A 13,690-nucleotide genomic window follows, 5' to 3' on the forward strand; every position below is an offset into this window, starting at 1 on the left:
CGCGTCCAGACGCAAACGGAAAGCCCGCGCAAGCGGGCTTTCTGCTTTCTGGCGCCAGCAACTGCTGATGGCTTGATCCCGGTCGTCGCTGCGGGCTTGTGCCGCGCTAGACTCCGCTTACCGCTCATCGGAGTTCTGGCATGTTCAAAAACGCCACTGGCGTGATCCTCCCGCCACCGCTTATCTACCTGTTGTTCCTGGCTGCCGCCTGGTTGCTCGACGCGATGCTGCCCATCGCGCTGCCGCAGACGCTCTGGACGCGCTACATCGGTTGGGGATTGATCGATGCCGGCGTGCTGTTGATGCTGTGGGCCGGGTTGTTGATGCTCTGGCGCAAGACCACGGTCAATCCCTACGGCAAGCCCGCGCAATTGCTGGAGGAGGGGCCGTTCCGCTTTTCGCGCAATCCCATCTACCTGGCCGACAGCCTGATCTACGGCGGCATCGCCTTGCTCTGGGGCTCGCTGTGGCCATGGCTGCTGCTGCCCCTGGTGATCCTGACCATGCAGCGCGGGGTGATCGTGCACGAAGAGCGATTGCTGGGGCAGCTGTTCGGCGATGACTATCGGGCCTACTGCACGCGCGTCCGCCGCTGGTTGTGACGACGACTTCAGCTGGCGCTGTCCTATAGTGAACCCAGACCTAGCGGAGTAATGCCATGAGTGATTCGTCCAGTGAGCGCCGGCGCTTTCAGCGCATCGAGTTCGACGCTGCCACCGAGCTGGTTCAGGGCGAGCGCCGCTGGCCGGTCGAACTGCATGACCTGTCGCTCAAAGGTCTGCTGGTCCGCCGTCCGGCGGGCTGGAGCGCCGACGCCGGGCAGCCGTTCGAGGCGCGGGTTCGGCTGTCCGACGATGCCGAGGTGCGCATGGAGGTGACGATGAGCCACGAGGAGGGCGAGCTGATCGGTTTCGCCTGCCAGCACATCGACCTCGACTCCATTGCCCACCTGCGCCGTCTGGTGGAGCTCAATCTCGGCGACGAAGCGCTGCTGGAGCGCGAGTTGGCCGCGCTCGGCGAGGCCTGACGGCTATTCGAAGAGCGCGTCGAGCGCCTGTTCCAAACGCGTCACCGCGATGATCTGCAGGCCCGCCGGCGCCTCTTTCGGCGCGTTGCCCTTGGGCACGATGGCGCGCTTGAAGCCATGCTTGGCGGCCTCCTTCAGCCGCTCCTGACCGCTCGGTACCGGGCGGATCTCTCCGGACAGTCCCACTTCGCCGAACACCAGGAGGTCGGTATCCAGCGGCCGGTTGCGCAGGCTGGAGATCACCGCAGCCATCAGCGCCAGATCCGCCGCGGTTTCCAGCACTTTCACGCCGCCCACCACGTTGATGAACACGTCCTGGTCATAGGTCGGGATGCTGCCATGGCGATGCAGCACGGCCAGCAGCATGGCCAGGCGGTTCTGGTCCAGGCCGAGGGTGACGCGGCGCGGGTTGGCCAGGTGGCTGGTGTCGACCAGCGCCTGCACTTCCACCAGCATCGGCCGGGTGCCTTCCCAGGTCGCCATCACCACGCTGCCGGGCACCGCCTCCTGGGCGCGGGTGAGGAAGATTGCCGAGGGGTTGGTGACTTCCTTCAGACCCTTGTCGGTCATGCCGAACACGCCCAGCTCGTTGACCGCGCCGAAGCGGTTTTTCACCGCACGCAACAGGCGCAGGCGGCCATCGGACTCGCCCTCGAAATAGAGCACCGTGTCGACCATATGCTCGAGCACGCGCGGCCCGGCCAGGGCGCCTTCCTTGGTGACGTGGCCGACGAGGAAGATCGCCGTGCCGCTCTGCTTGGCGTAGCGCACCAGCAGCGCCGCGCTCTCGCGCACCTGGGCGACGCCACCCGGCGCGGATTGCAATTGCTCGGTGAAGATGGTCTGGATCGAGTCGATCACCATCACCTTGGGCTTTTCCAGCCGCGCGGTGGCGATGATGGATTCGATGCAGGTCTCGGTCATCACCTTGAGTTTGTCCTGCGGCAGGTCCAGGCGCCGCGCGCGCATGGCCACCTGCTGCTGGGATTCCTCGCCGGTGACGTAGAGCGCCGGGAAACGCTGGGCGATGGCGCAGAGCGTCTGCAGCAGGATGGTGGACTTGCCGATGCCCGGATCGCCGCCGATCAGCACCACCGAGCCGTCCACCAGGCCGCCACCGAGCACGCGGTCCAGCTCGCCGGAGGCGGTGGAGAAGCGCGGCACTTCCTCGACGCTGACCTCGGCCAGGGTCTTGATATTGGCCTGGTCACCGGCCCAACCGGCGCGCCCGGACGGCGGCGCCGCGCCTTCGATGAGGGTTTCCACCAGGGTATTCCAGGCGCCGCAGTCGCCGCACTGGCCGGCCCACTTGGGAAAGGTCGAGCCGCACTCGGTGCAGCCGTACATGCGCTTGGCTTTGGCCATGGGAACTCCGGGTCGGGGAAATGGAGTCGCATGATAGCCGTTGACTTGATCGCCATCAGCCACAAGCGGCGCACGAGTCGTCAGACTTCGAACAAATGGGACGGGAGCGAGAACCATGCGCCATCTGCTGTTTCTTCACCTGCTCGGTGCCAGCGTCTGGGTTGGCGGACACCTGGTGTTGCTGTTCGGCGTGCTGCCCAGGGCCATGCGCCAGCGCGACCCGCAGCCGGTGCGCAATTTCGAGCAGATCTACGAACGCATCGGCATTCCCGCGCTGCTGGTGCAGATCGTGACCGGGCTATGGATGGCGAGCCTGTGGCTGCCCCATGCGCAGTGGTTCGGTGATTCGCCCATCGCCCATCTGGTGCAGGCCAAGCTGGCGCTGCTGGGTTTTACCGCGCTGCTCGGAGTGCATGCACGCCTGGCGCTGATTCCGCGGCTCGATGCCCAGCGCTTGCCGCAGCTGGGGTTGCATATCGTGCTGATCACTCTGACGGCGGTGGCCTTCGTCTGGGTCGGGGCGGGGTTCAGGTTCGGCGGGTTGCTCTAGAAGGATAGGCGGCTGGCCGTAGGGCCGAACTTGTTCGGTCGTTGAGTGGCTGGCCGAATGAATTCGGCCCTACGGTCGGGTTGTCGAGCTTGCTGTTGTCTGGTACAGGCGTCAGCCGCAGCAACCGCCGCAGCAGCTGCCCGAGGCGCGCTTGAGGTCGCGGGCGATGTCTTCCTTCAGGACGCTGTGCTCTTGCTTGAGCGATTCGAGCGTGGCGCTGTCGGCGCCATCTTCCAGGCTGCGGATGCGCTGGCTCAGCGCTTCGTAGTTCTCGGCCTTGCGGGCAAAAGTGGGGTCTTCCTGGCTCAGTTTCAGCAGCTGTGCCTGTTTCTCGGGAAAGTCATTGCTCAGGGAGTGATGTTCGACGTGCATGAAAGGCCGCTCCGGGGGTTCAGGAAAAGCTGAACCTTAGTCTTTCGCAGGTGTTTCCCGGTTGACGGCGATCAAGCGGATGAATTTCATCCTTCCTCTCGTCGCCGCGTCAGGGGCTGTTGCCATTCTCGTTGCAACGGGGCTCGCGATGAAACGGCAATAGATCCTGGCCTCTGCCTTCAAGCCCGCCTATGCTCTAGCGGGCCGCTTGCGGGCATATAGCAACCAAGAAAGAAGGACTAGTCACATGAGCTTTCTCAGCGAATTCAAGACCTTTGCCGTCAGGGGCAATGTCATCGACATGGCGGTGGGGATCATCATCGGCGCGGCGTTCGGGAAGATCGTTTCCTCGTTCGTCGACGGTGTGGTCATGCCACCCCTGGGCCTGCTGATCGGCGGGGTGGATTTCTCCGATCTGGCCATAGTGCTCAAGGAAGCGGTGGGCGACGCGCCCGCGGTGACGCTCAATTACGGAATGTTCATCCAGACGGTGGTCGATTTCGTCATCATCGCCTTCGCCATCTTCCTGGCCATCAAGGCGATCAACACCCTCAAGCGCCAGGAGGCCGAGGCACCCTCGGCACCACCGGCACCGACCAAGGAAGAAGTGCTGCTGACCGAGATTCGCGATCTGCTTAAGGAGCAGAACCGCTCCTGATACTCAGGTCGTGATCAGCCGCTTGAGCCATTCCAGCAGCACGCCAGGCAGCAGTTCCGGTTTGGGCAGCAAGGCGTACTGCCGAGCGCCGAAGACGCGGGGCAGGTAGTTGGCGGCCTGGCGGTCGATGGTCAGGCAGAACGTCGAAATGCCCTGCAAGGTGGCTTCGGTGACCGCCTGACGCATGTCTTCCACGCCGTAGCGGCCCTCGTAGTCATCCTTGTCGTTCGGCTTGCCATCGGAGAGCAGCAGCAGAAGCCGATGAGAGGCGGCCTGCTGCAGTAGACCCGTACTGGCATGGCGAATGGCGGCGCCGGCGCGAGTGTAGTGCTCGGGCTCCAGCGCGCTGATGCGCAGCGCCACCTCGTTGCTGAAGGTTTCGTCGAATGCTTTCAGCTCCCGCACGATCACCGCATCGGGGCCTTCCCCCGAGAACGCCTGCACCGCATAGGGCTCCCCCAGCCCGTCGAGCGCGATGCACACCAGCAGCAGCGCCTCGCGCTCCACGTCGATGACGCGCCGCTCGGCTGAAACCCAGCCGTCGGTCGAGCCGCTGACGTCGATCAGCAGGGTGATGGCCAGGTCCCGTTCCGCCCTGCGCTGGCACTGGTACAGCGCCTCGGACAGCGAGCCACCGGCGCGGAAATCCGCATAGCTGTCGATATAGGCGTGCAGATCGATTTCATCCCCGTCGAGCTGTCGCCTGCGCGTGACACGGCGGGCCCTGAGCATCTCGAAGCGCCGCCGGATCTGATTCAGCAAGGCGCGATGCTTGTCCAGGGTATCGTCCACCCATTTCTGGCTGCCGGGCAGGTTGGGGAGCAGCCTGACGGTGGCGCCGGGCTGGCGGTAATGCCCGCCGCGGTAATCCCATTCGGGGTAGTGCAGCCCCTGGCCATCGGCGATGGCGCGCTTGAGTTGCAGGGCGGTATTGCTGTCCGGTGGGTCGTCGGAGATCAGCACCTCCTTGGGCCTGCCCGGCGTTGCTACCAGGCGCGCCTCGGGCAGTTCGGAAAGCATATCGCCGTATTCGTCGGCACTGGTGTCTTCGTCGCGGTCGACCGGGCGGTTGAGCCCTAGCGGGTCCTCGGCATGCTGGTGAGGCTCGTCGGCCTGCACCATGAAAATCCCCTCGTCGCCTTCATCCTCATCCTCTTTCGACTCGCGCACCTGCGGGCGACGGGGCAGGTTGGCGCTACGGGGCGCCGAGGCATTCGTATCACTGTCCGCAGGCGCGTCCTGGCTCGGCCTGGCCTTGGCGGTATTGGACGCGGGCGCATGCAGGGTGCCGGTCCACTCGTCCCGCAGCAGCGGGGCATTGCCGCCGGAGCGGTCTTCGATCGAGAGTCCCAGGTCGGCCAGCAGGCCCTCGGCGAGCCGCAGCGATTGCGCGGGCGACTCACTCAGCAGGAAGCCTGGCGGCGGCTGATCGCAGCGGCTGTCGAGCAGTTGCCTGAGCAGCCTTTCCAGTGGCTGGCGTGAGCGGGAAAACGCCGCCAGCGGCGGGCGGCGTTGCAGGCAGCGCTGGCGCAGCCGCTCGATGGCGGGCGTCATGCCGGGCAGCGTTTGCGCCAGCTGTGCGTCCACCGACCAGGCTTCGAGCAGCAGGTAGGCATCCGCCAGCATCGCAGGCGAGGCGGGAGGCAGCGCCTGGGCCGTGCCGCGCTGGGCGCGCAGCGCCTGTTGCAGCGCCATCACCCGGTAGGCTTCGGCACCGTGCTCGATGTCCCGCAGGCCGGAGTCGGCGGGCAGCCACAGGCGCTGGCCATCGGTGGCGGGAATTGGCTGCTGTTGCCAGGGCGCCTGGACGCGGCGGAAAAAGCGTGCCAGCAGAGTCGGCAAGGCGGGCGGTTGGGCGATTCTGATCGGGTAGCTGCTGCCGGTCACCGCGCTGATCAGCAAGTCCAGGCGCGGTGCGATATCGACCAGCATGACCGTTGGTGGGCCTTCCGGCAGTGGGCGATAGCGCCGCCACAAGCGCTGCACATGGATGGTCGCATGACGCGCCGCGTCGCTGACCAGCTCCTCGGCTTCAGCCATGGCGGTTGCTAGACAAAAGTGCCGTCGACCAGATCGCGCAGCGCGCTGACCATGGACGGCTCATCCGAAAGCGGCGAGACGATGGCGGCATAACAGGCTTCACGCACCGGGATGCCGCAGAGCGTCAGGGTCCCGGCCGCGATCAGCAGGCGGGTGCTCGGCACCTCCGCCAGGCCACGGTCGCGCAACTGGCGGATACGTTCGGCCAGGCTGACCAGCCCTCTGGCGACGGCCGGTTCGACGCCGCTCTCGTGCTGCACGATCAGCGCCTCGTGTTCCGGCGCGGGAAAGTCCAGGTCCATGGCGACGAAGCGCTGGCGGGTGCTGGGCTTGAGGTCCTTGAGCATGCGCTGGTAGCCGGGGTTGTAGGACACCACCAGTTGGAAGCCGGGCGCCGCCTCGATGTTCTCGCCGGTCTTGTCGATGGGCAGCATGCGCCGGTAGTCGGTCAGTGCGTGTAGCACCACCACGGTGTCCTGACGCGCCTCGACGACTTCGTCCAGGTAGCAGATGGCGCCTTCGCGCACGGCGCGGGTCAGCGGGCCGTCCTGCCAGACGGTGCCGTCATGGCGGATCAGGTAGCGGCCGATCAGGTCGCTGGCCGAGAGGTCGTCGTGGCAGGGTATGGTCACCAGCGGGCGGCCCAGGCGCCAGGCCATGTGCTCGACGAAACGGGTCTTGCCGCAGCCGGTCGGGCCCTTGAGCATGACTGCTAGGCCGCGTGCGTGGCACTGCTCGAACAGCGCGACTTCATTGCCTGTCGGCTGATACCAGGGCTCATCGGCCGTCGGGCGTGCAGCCAGGCTGCGGATGGACTGATCCAAGCCCACCTCAGACCACCCGGTCGGCGGGCACGGCGGGCTCCATCAGCTCGTTGTCCAGCGTCTCGAAGCGCGGTCGGTAGCTGAAGAAGTCGTAGATGAACAGCCCCACGCCCGTGGCGAAGATACTCGCGGTGGAGATCAGCATCACGAAGTGGATCTGGATTTTCAGCTGCGCATCCAGGTAACCCATGCCCATGATCCGTTCCAGATACACCTGGCCGATCCCGGCCGTGGCGAAGGACAGGGTCATGCCGAACATGCCGGCCAGCTGCAGCCAGAACGCCCAATAGCCGATGGTGGTGCCTTGCTCCGGGCGCTTGTTGGTCAGCGACGGCAGTGCGTAGGTAATCATCGCCAGCACGATCATGGCGTAGGCGCCATAGAAGGCGGCGTGACCGTGCATGGCGGTGATCAGCGTGCCGTGGGTCCATTTGTTGATGCTCGGCCAGGTATGGGCCAAGCCCAGCAGGCCCGCGCCGAACAGGGTGAAGATGGTGCTGCCGAGGGTCCAGTGCAGGGCCAGCGAATTGGGGTGCGCCAGGCCCGAGCGGCGCATGGCGCTGTAGGCGTACATCGCCATGCCGACGATGGCCAGCGGCTCCAGCGCGCTGAAGAAGCCGCCGATGGGCAGCCAGTAGTAGGGCACGCCGACCCAGTAATAATGGTGTGCGGTGCCAAGAATGCCGGCGATGAACACCAGGCCGACGATCACGTACAGCCACTTCTCCAGCACCTCGCGGTCGGCGCCGGACAGGCGGATCAGCAGGTAGGCGAGGAAGGCGCCCATGATCATCATCCACACGCCTTCGACCCACAGGTGAATGGTCCACCAGCGATAGAAGATGGAGACCGTGTAGTTCTCGTAATGCAGCAGCGCCGGAAAGAACAGCACGGCGGAGCTGACCAGCCCGAGCAGCAGCACGCCTTCGGTGGTGGTGAAGCGGCCGGATTTCCTGATGGTCATGCCGATGTTGTAAAGGAAGATCAGCATGCAGATGACGATGACGATCTTGTGCGGCAGGGGCTGCTCGAGCAGCTTGTTGCCGGTGCCGTAGCCGAACAGGTAGCCGATGACCGCGGTCACGCCCATCAGGGTCCAGAGCACGAGCTGGATGTAGGCCAGCTTGGTGCTGTGCAGCTCTGTGCGCGACTCGTCCGGCACCATCCAGTAGGTCGCGCCCATGAAGCCGGTGAGTACCCAGACGATCAGCAGGTTGGTGTGAATCACCTTGGTGACATCGAACGGCAGGATGTTCAGCAGCGGGTCCGGCCCCAGGTACTTGGTCGCCGACAGCAGGCCGAACACCAGTTGCAGACCGAACAGCACCATGGCGACGGCGAAGTACCAGTAGGCGACCGATTGAGATTTATAGCGCATGGCTGAACCTCTGCATGTTCGTCCGGCGGGCCGTGGGCGCCGCGATCATTTGAATGACGCCAGGTACCGCACCAGCTGATCGAGCTGCTCGTCCGTCAGCGACTCGCCGTAACTGGTGGGCATGAAGGACACGCCTCCTGCCGAATACATCTCGCCGGGATGCAGGTAGGCGCTGGGCGAAACGATGGATTCGCGGATGAAGGCCTCGACGCTGTCGGCCTTGCCCTGGTAGTCCGGCGAGTCGATGGTCTGTTGCGCCCGTGCCGCCAGGCCGGCGAGGGTTGGCCCGGCCAGGTTCACCCCGGGGGCGATGGAATGGCAGGCGTTGCAGGCCGGGGTTGCGGTACGGAACAGCGCTTCGCCGAGGGCGATGGGATCTTCGTTGCCGGAAACGGGGCGGGCGCCGGGTGGCATCTGGTCGGCGGTCTTGTCCGGGCCGGAAATGTCCTGCTGGGCGATGCTCAGGCTGGTGCCGGGAATCGACGAGCCGGTGACCAGTATCGGGCGCGGCGGCCAGCCCTGGTTGTCGACATTGGCGACCCAGTCGAAGAAGGCGATCAGGTCGTCGATCTCCTCGTCGCTGAGGTTGGGGTTGGGCATCAGCCGGCGGTGGCGCTGCTCGTCGTAGAAGCGCTCCGGCGCCTTCAAGAAGGCCTTGAGATAAGGCGCGCCGCGCAACTGGGTGATCTTGGTCAGGTCCGGTGCGTAGTAGGCGCCTTCGCCGAATAGGGTGTGGCAGTTGATGCAGTTGTTGGCGTGCCAGACGTCCTGGCCGCGGGTGACCGCGGGCGTGATGCTGTCGGCATTGGTCAGCTTCGGAAACTGCCGGTGACTGTCGACGGTCATCCCAAGAAACACCAAAGCCGAGACAAGCGTGGAAATAATGGCAAAAGAGCGAGTCTGTCTCTTGTTCATCTCGGGCTCCGGTCAGACGCCGATGCCGGCCCAATGGACGATGCCCATGATGCCGGCGTAGAGGGCTGCGGCTACCATCAGCGCGAGCACCGCAAAGCTGAGAATTCTGAAGAACTTCACCAAGGCTAAGCTCCTTTCGGTGATCGGCGCTGCGCCACGCCGGTAATCGTTAGTCATGGTTTATTTGCTTCCGTTCCGTTTCCGTATCCGTTTCGTTCCGTTTCGCTGCGCTGGTGGCGTGGCGCTGGATACTGACCAGCACCACCGCGTCCGTGAGTGCTCGCAGCGCATGCTCGACCTGGCCGGCCAGGTACAGGTGATCGTTCGCGCGCATCGGTTGCCAGCCGCCGTGGGCCTGGACTTCGATCTGACCCTGCAGGCAGAGCAGGGTGATGGGGCCGGCAACGGCGTGGGGTGGAACCTGCTTGCCGGCGGGCAGGCACAGGCGCATCACCTCGAGCTCGGGGGTGCTGACGATCGCTTGCGATTGCAGGGTTGGGGCTTGTGGATGGGCCAGCAGGCCGATCACTTCACCCGAGCGGGCATGGTGCAGGGCCATGGGTCTTCACCGTTCGGAGCGGGTATTCGAAGGCTAGACCAGGGGAAGGGATACGTCAAACCTGCAGGCAGGGCGCCTGCAGGTTCTGTGGCCGAGGACTCTTACTCGGGCTTCGGCGTCGTCGCGGTGCTGGCGGGCAGCACCGGGTAGGCTACCTGAGGCTGATCGCCGGTCACGCTGCGCAGGAAGGCGGTGATGGCGCTGACCTCGTCCTGATTGAGCTGACGGCCCAGCTGGCTGTCGCCCATGATGGCCACCGCCTGCTCCAGTTCCCAGACCTCGCCGCTGTGGAAGTACGGCGGCGTCAGGGCGACGTTGCGCAGCGGTGCGGCGCGGAAGACGTATTCGTCGCTGGCGGTATTGGTCACCGTGAAGCGGCCCTTGTCGCCGGCCGGCAGCACTTCGGCACCCGGCTTCTTGACGACGCCGAACGGGAAGTAGCCCTGGCCGCCGAGGTTCACGCCGTTGTGGCAGGCGGAACAGCCCGCGTCCATGAACAGCGCGAGGCCTTGCTTCTGCTTGTCATCCAGGGCCTTGTCCTCGCCCTTGAGGAAGCGGTCGAACGGTGAGTTCGGCGTGGTGAGGCTGACTTCGAAGGCTTCCAGCGCATAGGCCATGTTGTCGAAGCTGACCGGGTCCTTGTCTTTCGGGAAGGCCTTCTTGAACTCGGCGGCGTACTCCGGAATGCTCTTGAGCGTGGCGACGACGCGTTCGGGCGTGCTGTTCATTTCCACGCTCGCCTGGACCGGGCCCTTGGCCTGTTCCTGGAGATCCTTGGCGCGGCCATCCCAGAACTGGGCGGCGTTGAACACGGCATTCAGCACGGTGGGCGAGTTGCGCGGGCCTTTCTGCCAGCCATGGCCGATGGACGTCGGCACGTTGTCGCTGCCGCCGATGCTCAGGTTGTGGCAGGTGTTGCAGCTGATCACATGGCTGCTGGACAGGCGCGGGTCGAACCACAGCTTGTGCCCGAGCATGGCCTGATCCTCGCTGACCTTCTGGCCACGCACCTCGGTGACTTTGTCCGGAATCGGCTTGAAGATGGCATTGGCGCGTTCGCGAAGATCGTCAGCACTCGCGGCGCCGGTGACCAATAGGCTGCTAAGCAATAGGGGAAGAGAAGGGCGCATCACGGAAGCTCCTTTTTGTGTTGGCTGGCTTTAGGAAGCGCTTTTCCGTCAAGCGACCGTTTGATCTGCATCAAGCCCCGGGGCGGTGTCCGCTGCGGCCAAATGTATCCACTTGTGTCATTGCAGCCGCCGCTCGGGTTTTATCGCCGAAACCGGACCGTCGGCCGCTGGATGCCCGGCCCGGCTGCCAGCCTTGCGGCGCGCCCGAGGCAACGCCAGAATGACGCCATCAATCGTGGCCGCATGCGCCACTCCAGCAAGGATTCCCGATGCCTGAAACTGTCGCTGCCGGCTTGCGCCTGGCACCCGATGCGCTGACCCGTCCCTTCGAGCCCAGCCAATTCAACTTCAAGACCACCGCCGAGCTTGAGCCCTTTCTCGGCGTGCTCGGTCAGGAGCGCGCCGTCGAGGCGCTGCAATTCGGCGTTGCCATGCCACGACCCGGTTACAACGTCTATGTGATGGGCGAGCCGGGCACCGGGCGTTTCTCTTTCGTACGGCGTTACCTGAAGGCCGAAGGCAAGCGACTGCAGACGCCGTCGGACTGGGTCTACGTCAACAACTTCAACGAGCCCCGTGAGCCGCGCGTGCTCGAGTTGCCCCATGGTGGCGCGGCGGGGTTCATCGCCGACATCAACCAGCTGATCGACAACCTGCTGGCGACCTTTCCGGCGGTGTTCGAGCATCCGAGTTTCCAGCAGAAGAAGAGCGCCATCGACCGCGCCTTCAACCAGCGCTACGACAAGGCGCTGGACGTCATCGAGAAGCTTGCGCTCGAGAAGGAAATCGCCCTCTACCGCGACAGCACCAATATCGCCTTCACCCCGATGAAGGACGGCAAGGCGCTGGACGAGACCGAATTCGCTCAGCTGCCGGAAGCCGAGCGCGAGCGCTACCACGAAGATATTTCCGCGCTGGAAGTGCGGCTGAACGAAGAGCTGGCCAGCCTCCCGCAGTGGAAGCGCGAGTCCACCAACCAGTTGCGCCAGCTCAATGACGAGACCATCAGTCAGGCACTGCAGCCGCTGCTGGCGCCCCTTTCGGAAAAGTATGCCGAGAACGCCGGCATCGAGGCTTATCTGCAGGCGGTGCAGGTCAACCTGCTGAAGACCGTGGTCGAGCAGCTGGTCGACGAGAACCGCCCGGAGGCACAGAACCGCGTGCTGCTCGAGGAGCAGTACAGCCCGAGCCTGGTGGTCGGCCACCCGGTCGATGGCGGCGCGCCGGTGGTGTTCGAGCCGCACCCGACCTTCGACAACCTGTTCGGCCGTATCGAATACGGTACCGACCAGGGCGCGCTTTATACCAGCTACCGCCAGCTGCGCCCCGGCGCCCTGCATCGCGCCAATGGCGGCTTTCTCATGCTGGAGGCCGAGAAGCTGCTCAGCGAGCCCTTCGTCTGGGAGGCGCTCAAGCGCGCCCTGCAATCGCGCAAGCTGAAGATGGAGTCGCCGTTGGCCGAGCTGGGTCGCCTGGCCACGGTGACGCTGACGCCGCAGGTCATCCCGCTGAACGTCAAGGTGATCATCATCGGCTCGCGCCAGCTCTATTACACGCTGCAGGACCTGGATCCGGACTTCCAGGAGATGTTCCGCGTGCTGGTGGACTTTGACGAGGACATCCCGCTGGCCGAGGACAGCCTCGAGCAGTTCGCCCAGCTGATGAAAACCCGCACATCGGAAGAGGGCATGGCCCCTCTCACCTCGGCAGCGGTGGCGCGCCTGGCAACCTACAGCGCACGTCTGGCCGAGCATCAGGGGCGGTTGTCGGCGCGCATTGGCGACCTGTTCCAGCTGGTCAGCGAGGCCGACTTCATTCGCCAGCTGGCCAAGGACGAGGTGACGGACGTCGGCCATATCGAGCGTGCACTGAAGGCCAAGGCCACGCGTACGGGCCGCGTTTCGGCGCGGATTCTCGAGGACATCCTCGCCGGCGTGATCCTGATCGACAGTGAGGGTGCGGCGATCGGCAAGTGCAACGGCCTGACCGTGCTGGAAGTCGGTGATTCGGCATTCGGTATGCCGGCACGCATCTCCGCCACCGTCTATCCGGGTGGTTCAGGCATCGTCGACATCGAACGTGAGGTCAACCTCGGCCAGCCGATCCACTCCAAGGGGGTGATGATCCTCACTGGCTACCTGGGCAGCCGCTACGCCCAGGAGTTTCCCCTGGAGATTTCCGCGAGCATCGCGCTGGAACAGTCCTACGGTTACGTCGATGGCGACAGCGCCTCGCTGGGCGAGTGCTGTGCGCTGATCTCGGCGCTGTCGCGCACACCGCTCAAGCAGTGCTTCGCCATCACCGGCTCGATCAACCAGTTCGGTGAAGTGCAGGCGGTCGGCGGGGTCAACGAGAAGATCGAAGGCTTCTTCCGCCTCTGCGAGGCGCGCGGCCTGACCGGCGAGCAGGGGGTGATCATCCCGTTCGCCAACGTCACCACCCTCATGCTCGATGAGCGCGTGCTGGAGGCCGTACGCCAGCAGCGCTTCCACGTCTATGCTGTAAGACAGGTGGATGAGGCGTTGTCGCTGCTGGTGGGCGAGGATGTGGGCGCGGCCAATGAGCAGGGCCACTTTCCCAAGGGCAGCGTGAACGCCAGGGTAGTCGAACGGCTGCGCGACATCGCCGAGATCGAACTGGAAGAGGAAGGCAAGGGCGAGACGGCGGCGGCGCCGGAGCAAGAGGCTGCCAAATCCGAAGGGAGCAGCTGAACGTCGCCATTGTGCGGTTTTTGAACGGAACGATAGGGCGCGCGGCGGGTCTGCAGTGGAGAAGGGCATGCACCCTTCATTCACAGGATTATCCACAGCTTCAGGGGATAAACAGGCTCTCGCGCTACATCCGTGCTGGATGTTCCGCGTCAGCCCGACGC

At 64.8% G+C, this 13,690-nt stretch carries 14 protein-coding genes; 5 read left to right on the forward strand and 9 right to left on the reverse strand.

Features of this window, described 5'->3' with window-relative positions; genetic code table 11:
* Positions 1–140 precede the first annotated feature (140 nt).
* The gene (locus PSTAB_RS04210) at positions 141–602 is read left to right on the forward strand and encodes a methyltransferase family protein (protein WP_013981843.1); all 462 of its coding nucleotides are present in this window, start codon (positions 141–143) and stop codon (positions 600–602) included.
* 56 nt (positions 603–658) lie between these two features.
* The gene (locus PSTAB_RS04215; RefSeq protein ID WP_013981844.1) at positions 659–1,027 is read left to right on the forward strand and encodes a PilZ domain-containing protein; all 369 of its coding nucleotides are present in this window, start codon (positions 659–661) and stop codon (positions 1,025–1,027) included.
* 3 nt (positions 1,028–1,030) lie between these two features.
* On the opposite strand, the gene radA is transcribed toward PSTAB_RS04215, so the two are convergent.
* Entirely contained in the window at positions 1,031–2,392 is a 1,362-nt protein-coding gene (gene radA / locus PSTAB_RS04220) for a DNA repair protein RadA (RefSeq protein WP_013981845.1), read from the reverse strand.
* A 115-nt stretch (positions 2,393–2,507) separates the two neighbouring features.
* On the opposite strand from radA, the gene PSTAB_RS04225 reads away from it, so the two are divergent.
* Positions 2,508–2,942: a CopD family protein gene (locus tag PSTAB_RS04225; protein ID WP_013981846.1), complete on the forward strand. Its 435-nt coding sequence runs from the start codon at positions 2,508–2,510 to the stop codon at positions 2,940–2,942.
* 111 nt (positions 2,943–3,053) lie between these two features.
* On the opposite strand, the gene PSTAB_RS04230 is transcribed toward PSTAB_RS04225, so the two are convergent.
* A complete protein-coding gene (locus PSTAB_RS04230) occupies positions 3,054–3,314 on the reverse strand; it encodes a YdcH family protein (protein WP_013981847.1) in 261 nt (86 codons plus the stop codon).
* Positions 3,315–3,561: 247 nt separating this feature from the next.
* Here PSTAB_RS04230 and mscL point away from each other — a divergent pair, with 247 nt between their 5' ends.
* Complete coding sequence (gene mscL / locus PSTAB_RS04235) at positions 3,562–3,972, forward strand: large-conductance mechanosensitive channel protein MscL (protein ID WP_013981848.1); 411 nt, start codon at positions 3,562–3,564, stop codon at positions 3,970–3,972.
* A 3-nt stretch (positions 3,973–3,975) separates the two neighbouring features.
* Here the strand turns inward: mscL and PSTAB_RS04240 are convergent, their stop codons facing one another.
* The 7 genes from PSTAB_RS04240 to PSTAB_RS04265 form a co-directional block, all read right to left on the reverse strand.
* Positions 3,976–6,012 (reverse strand): nitric oxide reductase activation protein NorD, encoded by a 2,037-nt coding sequence (locus PSTAB_RS04240; RefSeq protein WP_013981849.1) that lies wholly within the window; start codon positions 6,010–6,012, stop codon positions 3,976–3,978.
* Between the two features lie 8 nt (positions 6,013–6,020).
* Positions 6,021–6,836: a CbbQ/NirQ/NorQ/GpvN family protein gene (locus PSTAB_RS04245; RefSeq protein ID WP_013981850.1), complete on the reverse strand. Its 816-nt coding sequence runs from the start codon at positions 6,834–6,836 to the stop codon at positions 6,021–6,023.
* Positions 6,837–6,843: 7 nt separating this feature from the next.
* On the reverse strand, positions 6,844–8,214 hold the full coding sequence (locus tag PSTAB_RS04250) for a cbb3-type cytochrome c oxidase subunit I (RefSeq protein WP_013981851.1): 1,371 nt from the start codon (positions 8,212–8,214) through the stop codon (positions 6,844–6,846).
* Positions 8,215–8,259: 45 nt separating this feature from the next.
* On the reverse strand, positions 8,260–9,129 hold the full coding sequence (locus tag PSTAB_RS04255; RefSeq protein WP_041771642.1) for a c-type cytochrome: 870 nt from the start codon (positions 9,127–9,129) through the stop codon (positions 8,260–8,262).
* A 12-nt stretch (positions 9,130–9,141) separates the two neighbouring features.
* Positions 9,142–9,306 carry a hypothetical protein gene (locus tag PSTAB_RS21710; protein ID WP_013981853.1) on the reverse strand — a complete coding sequence of 55 codons (165 nt, stop codon included), beginning with the start codon at positions 9,304–9,306 and terminating at the stop codon, positions 9,142–9,144.
* Positions 9,299–9,688: a cupin domain-containing protein gene (locus tag PSTAB_RS04260; RefSeq protein WP_049790749.1), complete on the reverse strand. Its 390-nt coding sequence runs from the start codon at positions 9,686–9,688 to the stop codon at positions 9,299–9,301. The genes PSTAB_RS21710 and PSTAB_RS04260 overlap by 8 nt, the downstream gene beginning before the upstream one ends.
* Positions 9,689–9,789: 101 nt before the next feature.
* Positions 9,790–10,818, reverse strand: coding sequence for a cytochrome-c peroxidase (locus PSTAB_RS04265; protein ID WP_013981855.1), 1,029 nt, complete (start codon positions 10,816–10,818; stop codon positions 9,790–9,792).
* 269 nt (positions 10,819–11,087) lie between these two features.
* Between PSTAB_RS04265 and PSTAB_RS04270 the strand changes: the two genes are divergently transcribed.
* Positions 11,088–13,529: a Lon protease family protein gene (locus PSTAB_RS04270; protein ID WP_013981857.1), complete on the forward strand. Its 2,442-nt coding sequence runs from the start codon at positions 11,088–11,090 to the stop codon at positions 13,527–13,529.
* The last annotated feature ends 161 nt before the right edge of the window (positions 13,530–13,690 follow it).

This window comes from Stutzerimonas stutzeri, assembly GCF_000219605.1.
Lineage (GTDB): Bacteria > Pseudomonadota > Gammaproteobacteria > Pseudomonadales > Pseudomonadaceae > Stutzerimonas > Stutzerimonas stutzeri.

What these genes read in the sequence shown, in the direction of transcription:
- PSTAB_RS04210 (WP_013981843.1), top strand. Translation starts at nt 141, where the DNA reads ATGTTCAAAAACGCCACTGGCGTGATCCTCCCGCCACCGCTTATCTAC.
- PSTAB_RS04215 (WP_013981844.1), top strand. Translation starts at nt 659, where the DNA reads ATGAGTGATTCGTCCAGTGAGCGCCGGCGCTTTCAGCGCATCGAGTTC.
- radA (WP_013981845.1), bottom strand. Translation starts at nt 2,392, where the DNA reads ATGGCCAAAGCCAAGCGCATGTACGGCTGCACCGAGTGCGGCTCGACC.
- PSTAB_RS04225 (WP_013981846.1), top strand. Translation starts at nt 2,508, where the DNA reads ATGCGCCATCTGCTGTTTCTTCACCTGCTCGGTGCCAGCGTCTGGGTT.
- PSTAB_RS04230 (WP_013981847.1), bottom strand. Translation starts at nt 3,314, where the DNA reads ATGCACGTCGAACATCACTCCCTGAGCAATGACTTTCCCGAGAAACAG.
- mscL (WP_013981848.1), top strand. Translation starts at nt 3,562, where the DNA reads ATGAGCTTTCTCAGCGAATTCAAGACCTTTGCCGTCAGGGGCAATGTC.
- PSTAB_RS04240 (WP_013981849.1), bottom strand. Translation starts at nt 6,012, where the DNA reads ATGGCTGAAGCCGAGGAGCTGGTCAGCGACGCGGCGCGTCATGCGACC.
- PSTAB_RS04250 (WP_013981851.1), bottom strand. Translation starts at nt 8,214, where the DNA reads ATGCGCTATAAATCTCAATCGGTCGCCTACTGGTACTTCGCCGTCGCC.
- PSTAB_RS04255 (WP_041771642.1), bottom strand. Translation starts at nt 9,129, where the DNA reads ATGAACAAGAGACAGACTCGCTCTTTTGCCATTATTTCCACGCTTGTC.
- PSTAB_RS21710 (WP_013981853.1), bottom strand. Translation starts at nt 9,306, where the DNA reads ATGACTAACGATTACCGGCGTGGCGCAGCGCCGATCACCGAAAGGAGC.
- PSTAB_RS04260 (WP_049790749.1), bottom strand. Translation starts at nt 9,688, where the DNA reads ATGGCCCTGCACCATGCCCGCTCGGGTGAAGTGATCGGCCTGCTGGCC.
- PSTAB_RS04265 (WP_013981855.1), bottom strand. Translation starts at nt 10,818, where the DNA reads ATGCGCCCTTCTCTTCCCCTATTGCTTAGCAGCCTATTGGTCACCGGC.
- PSTAB_RS04270 (WP_013981857.1), top strand. Translation starts at nt 11,088, where the DNA reads ATGCCTGAAACTGTCGCTGCCGGCTTGCGCCTGGCACCCGATGCGCTG.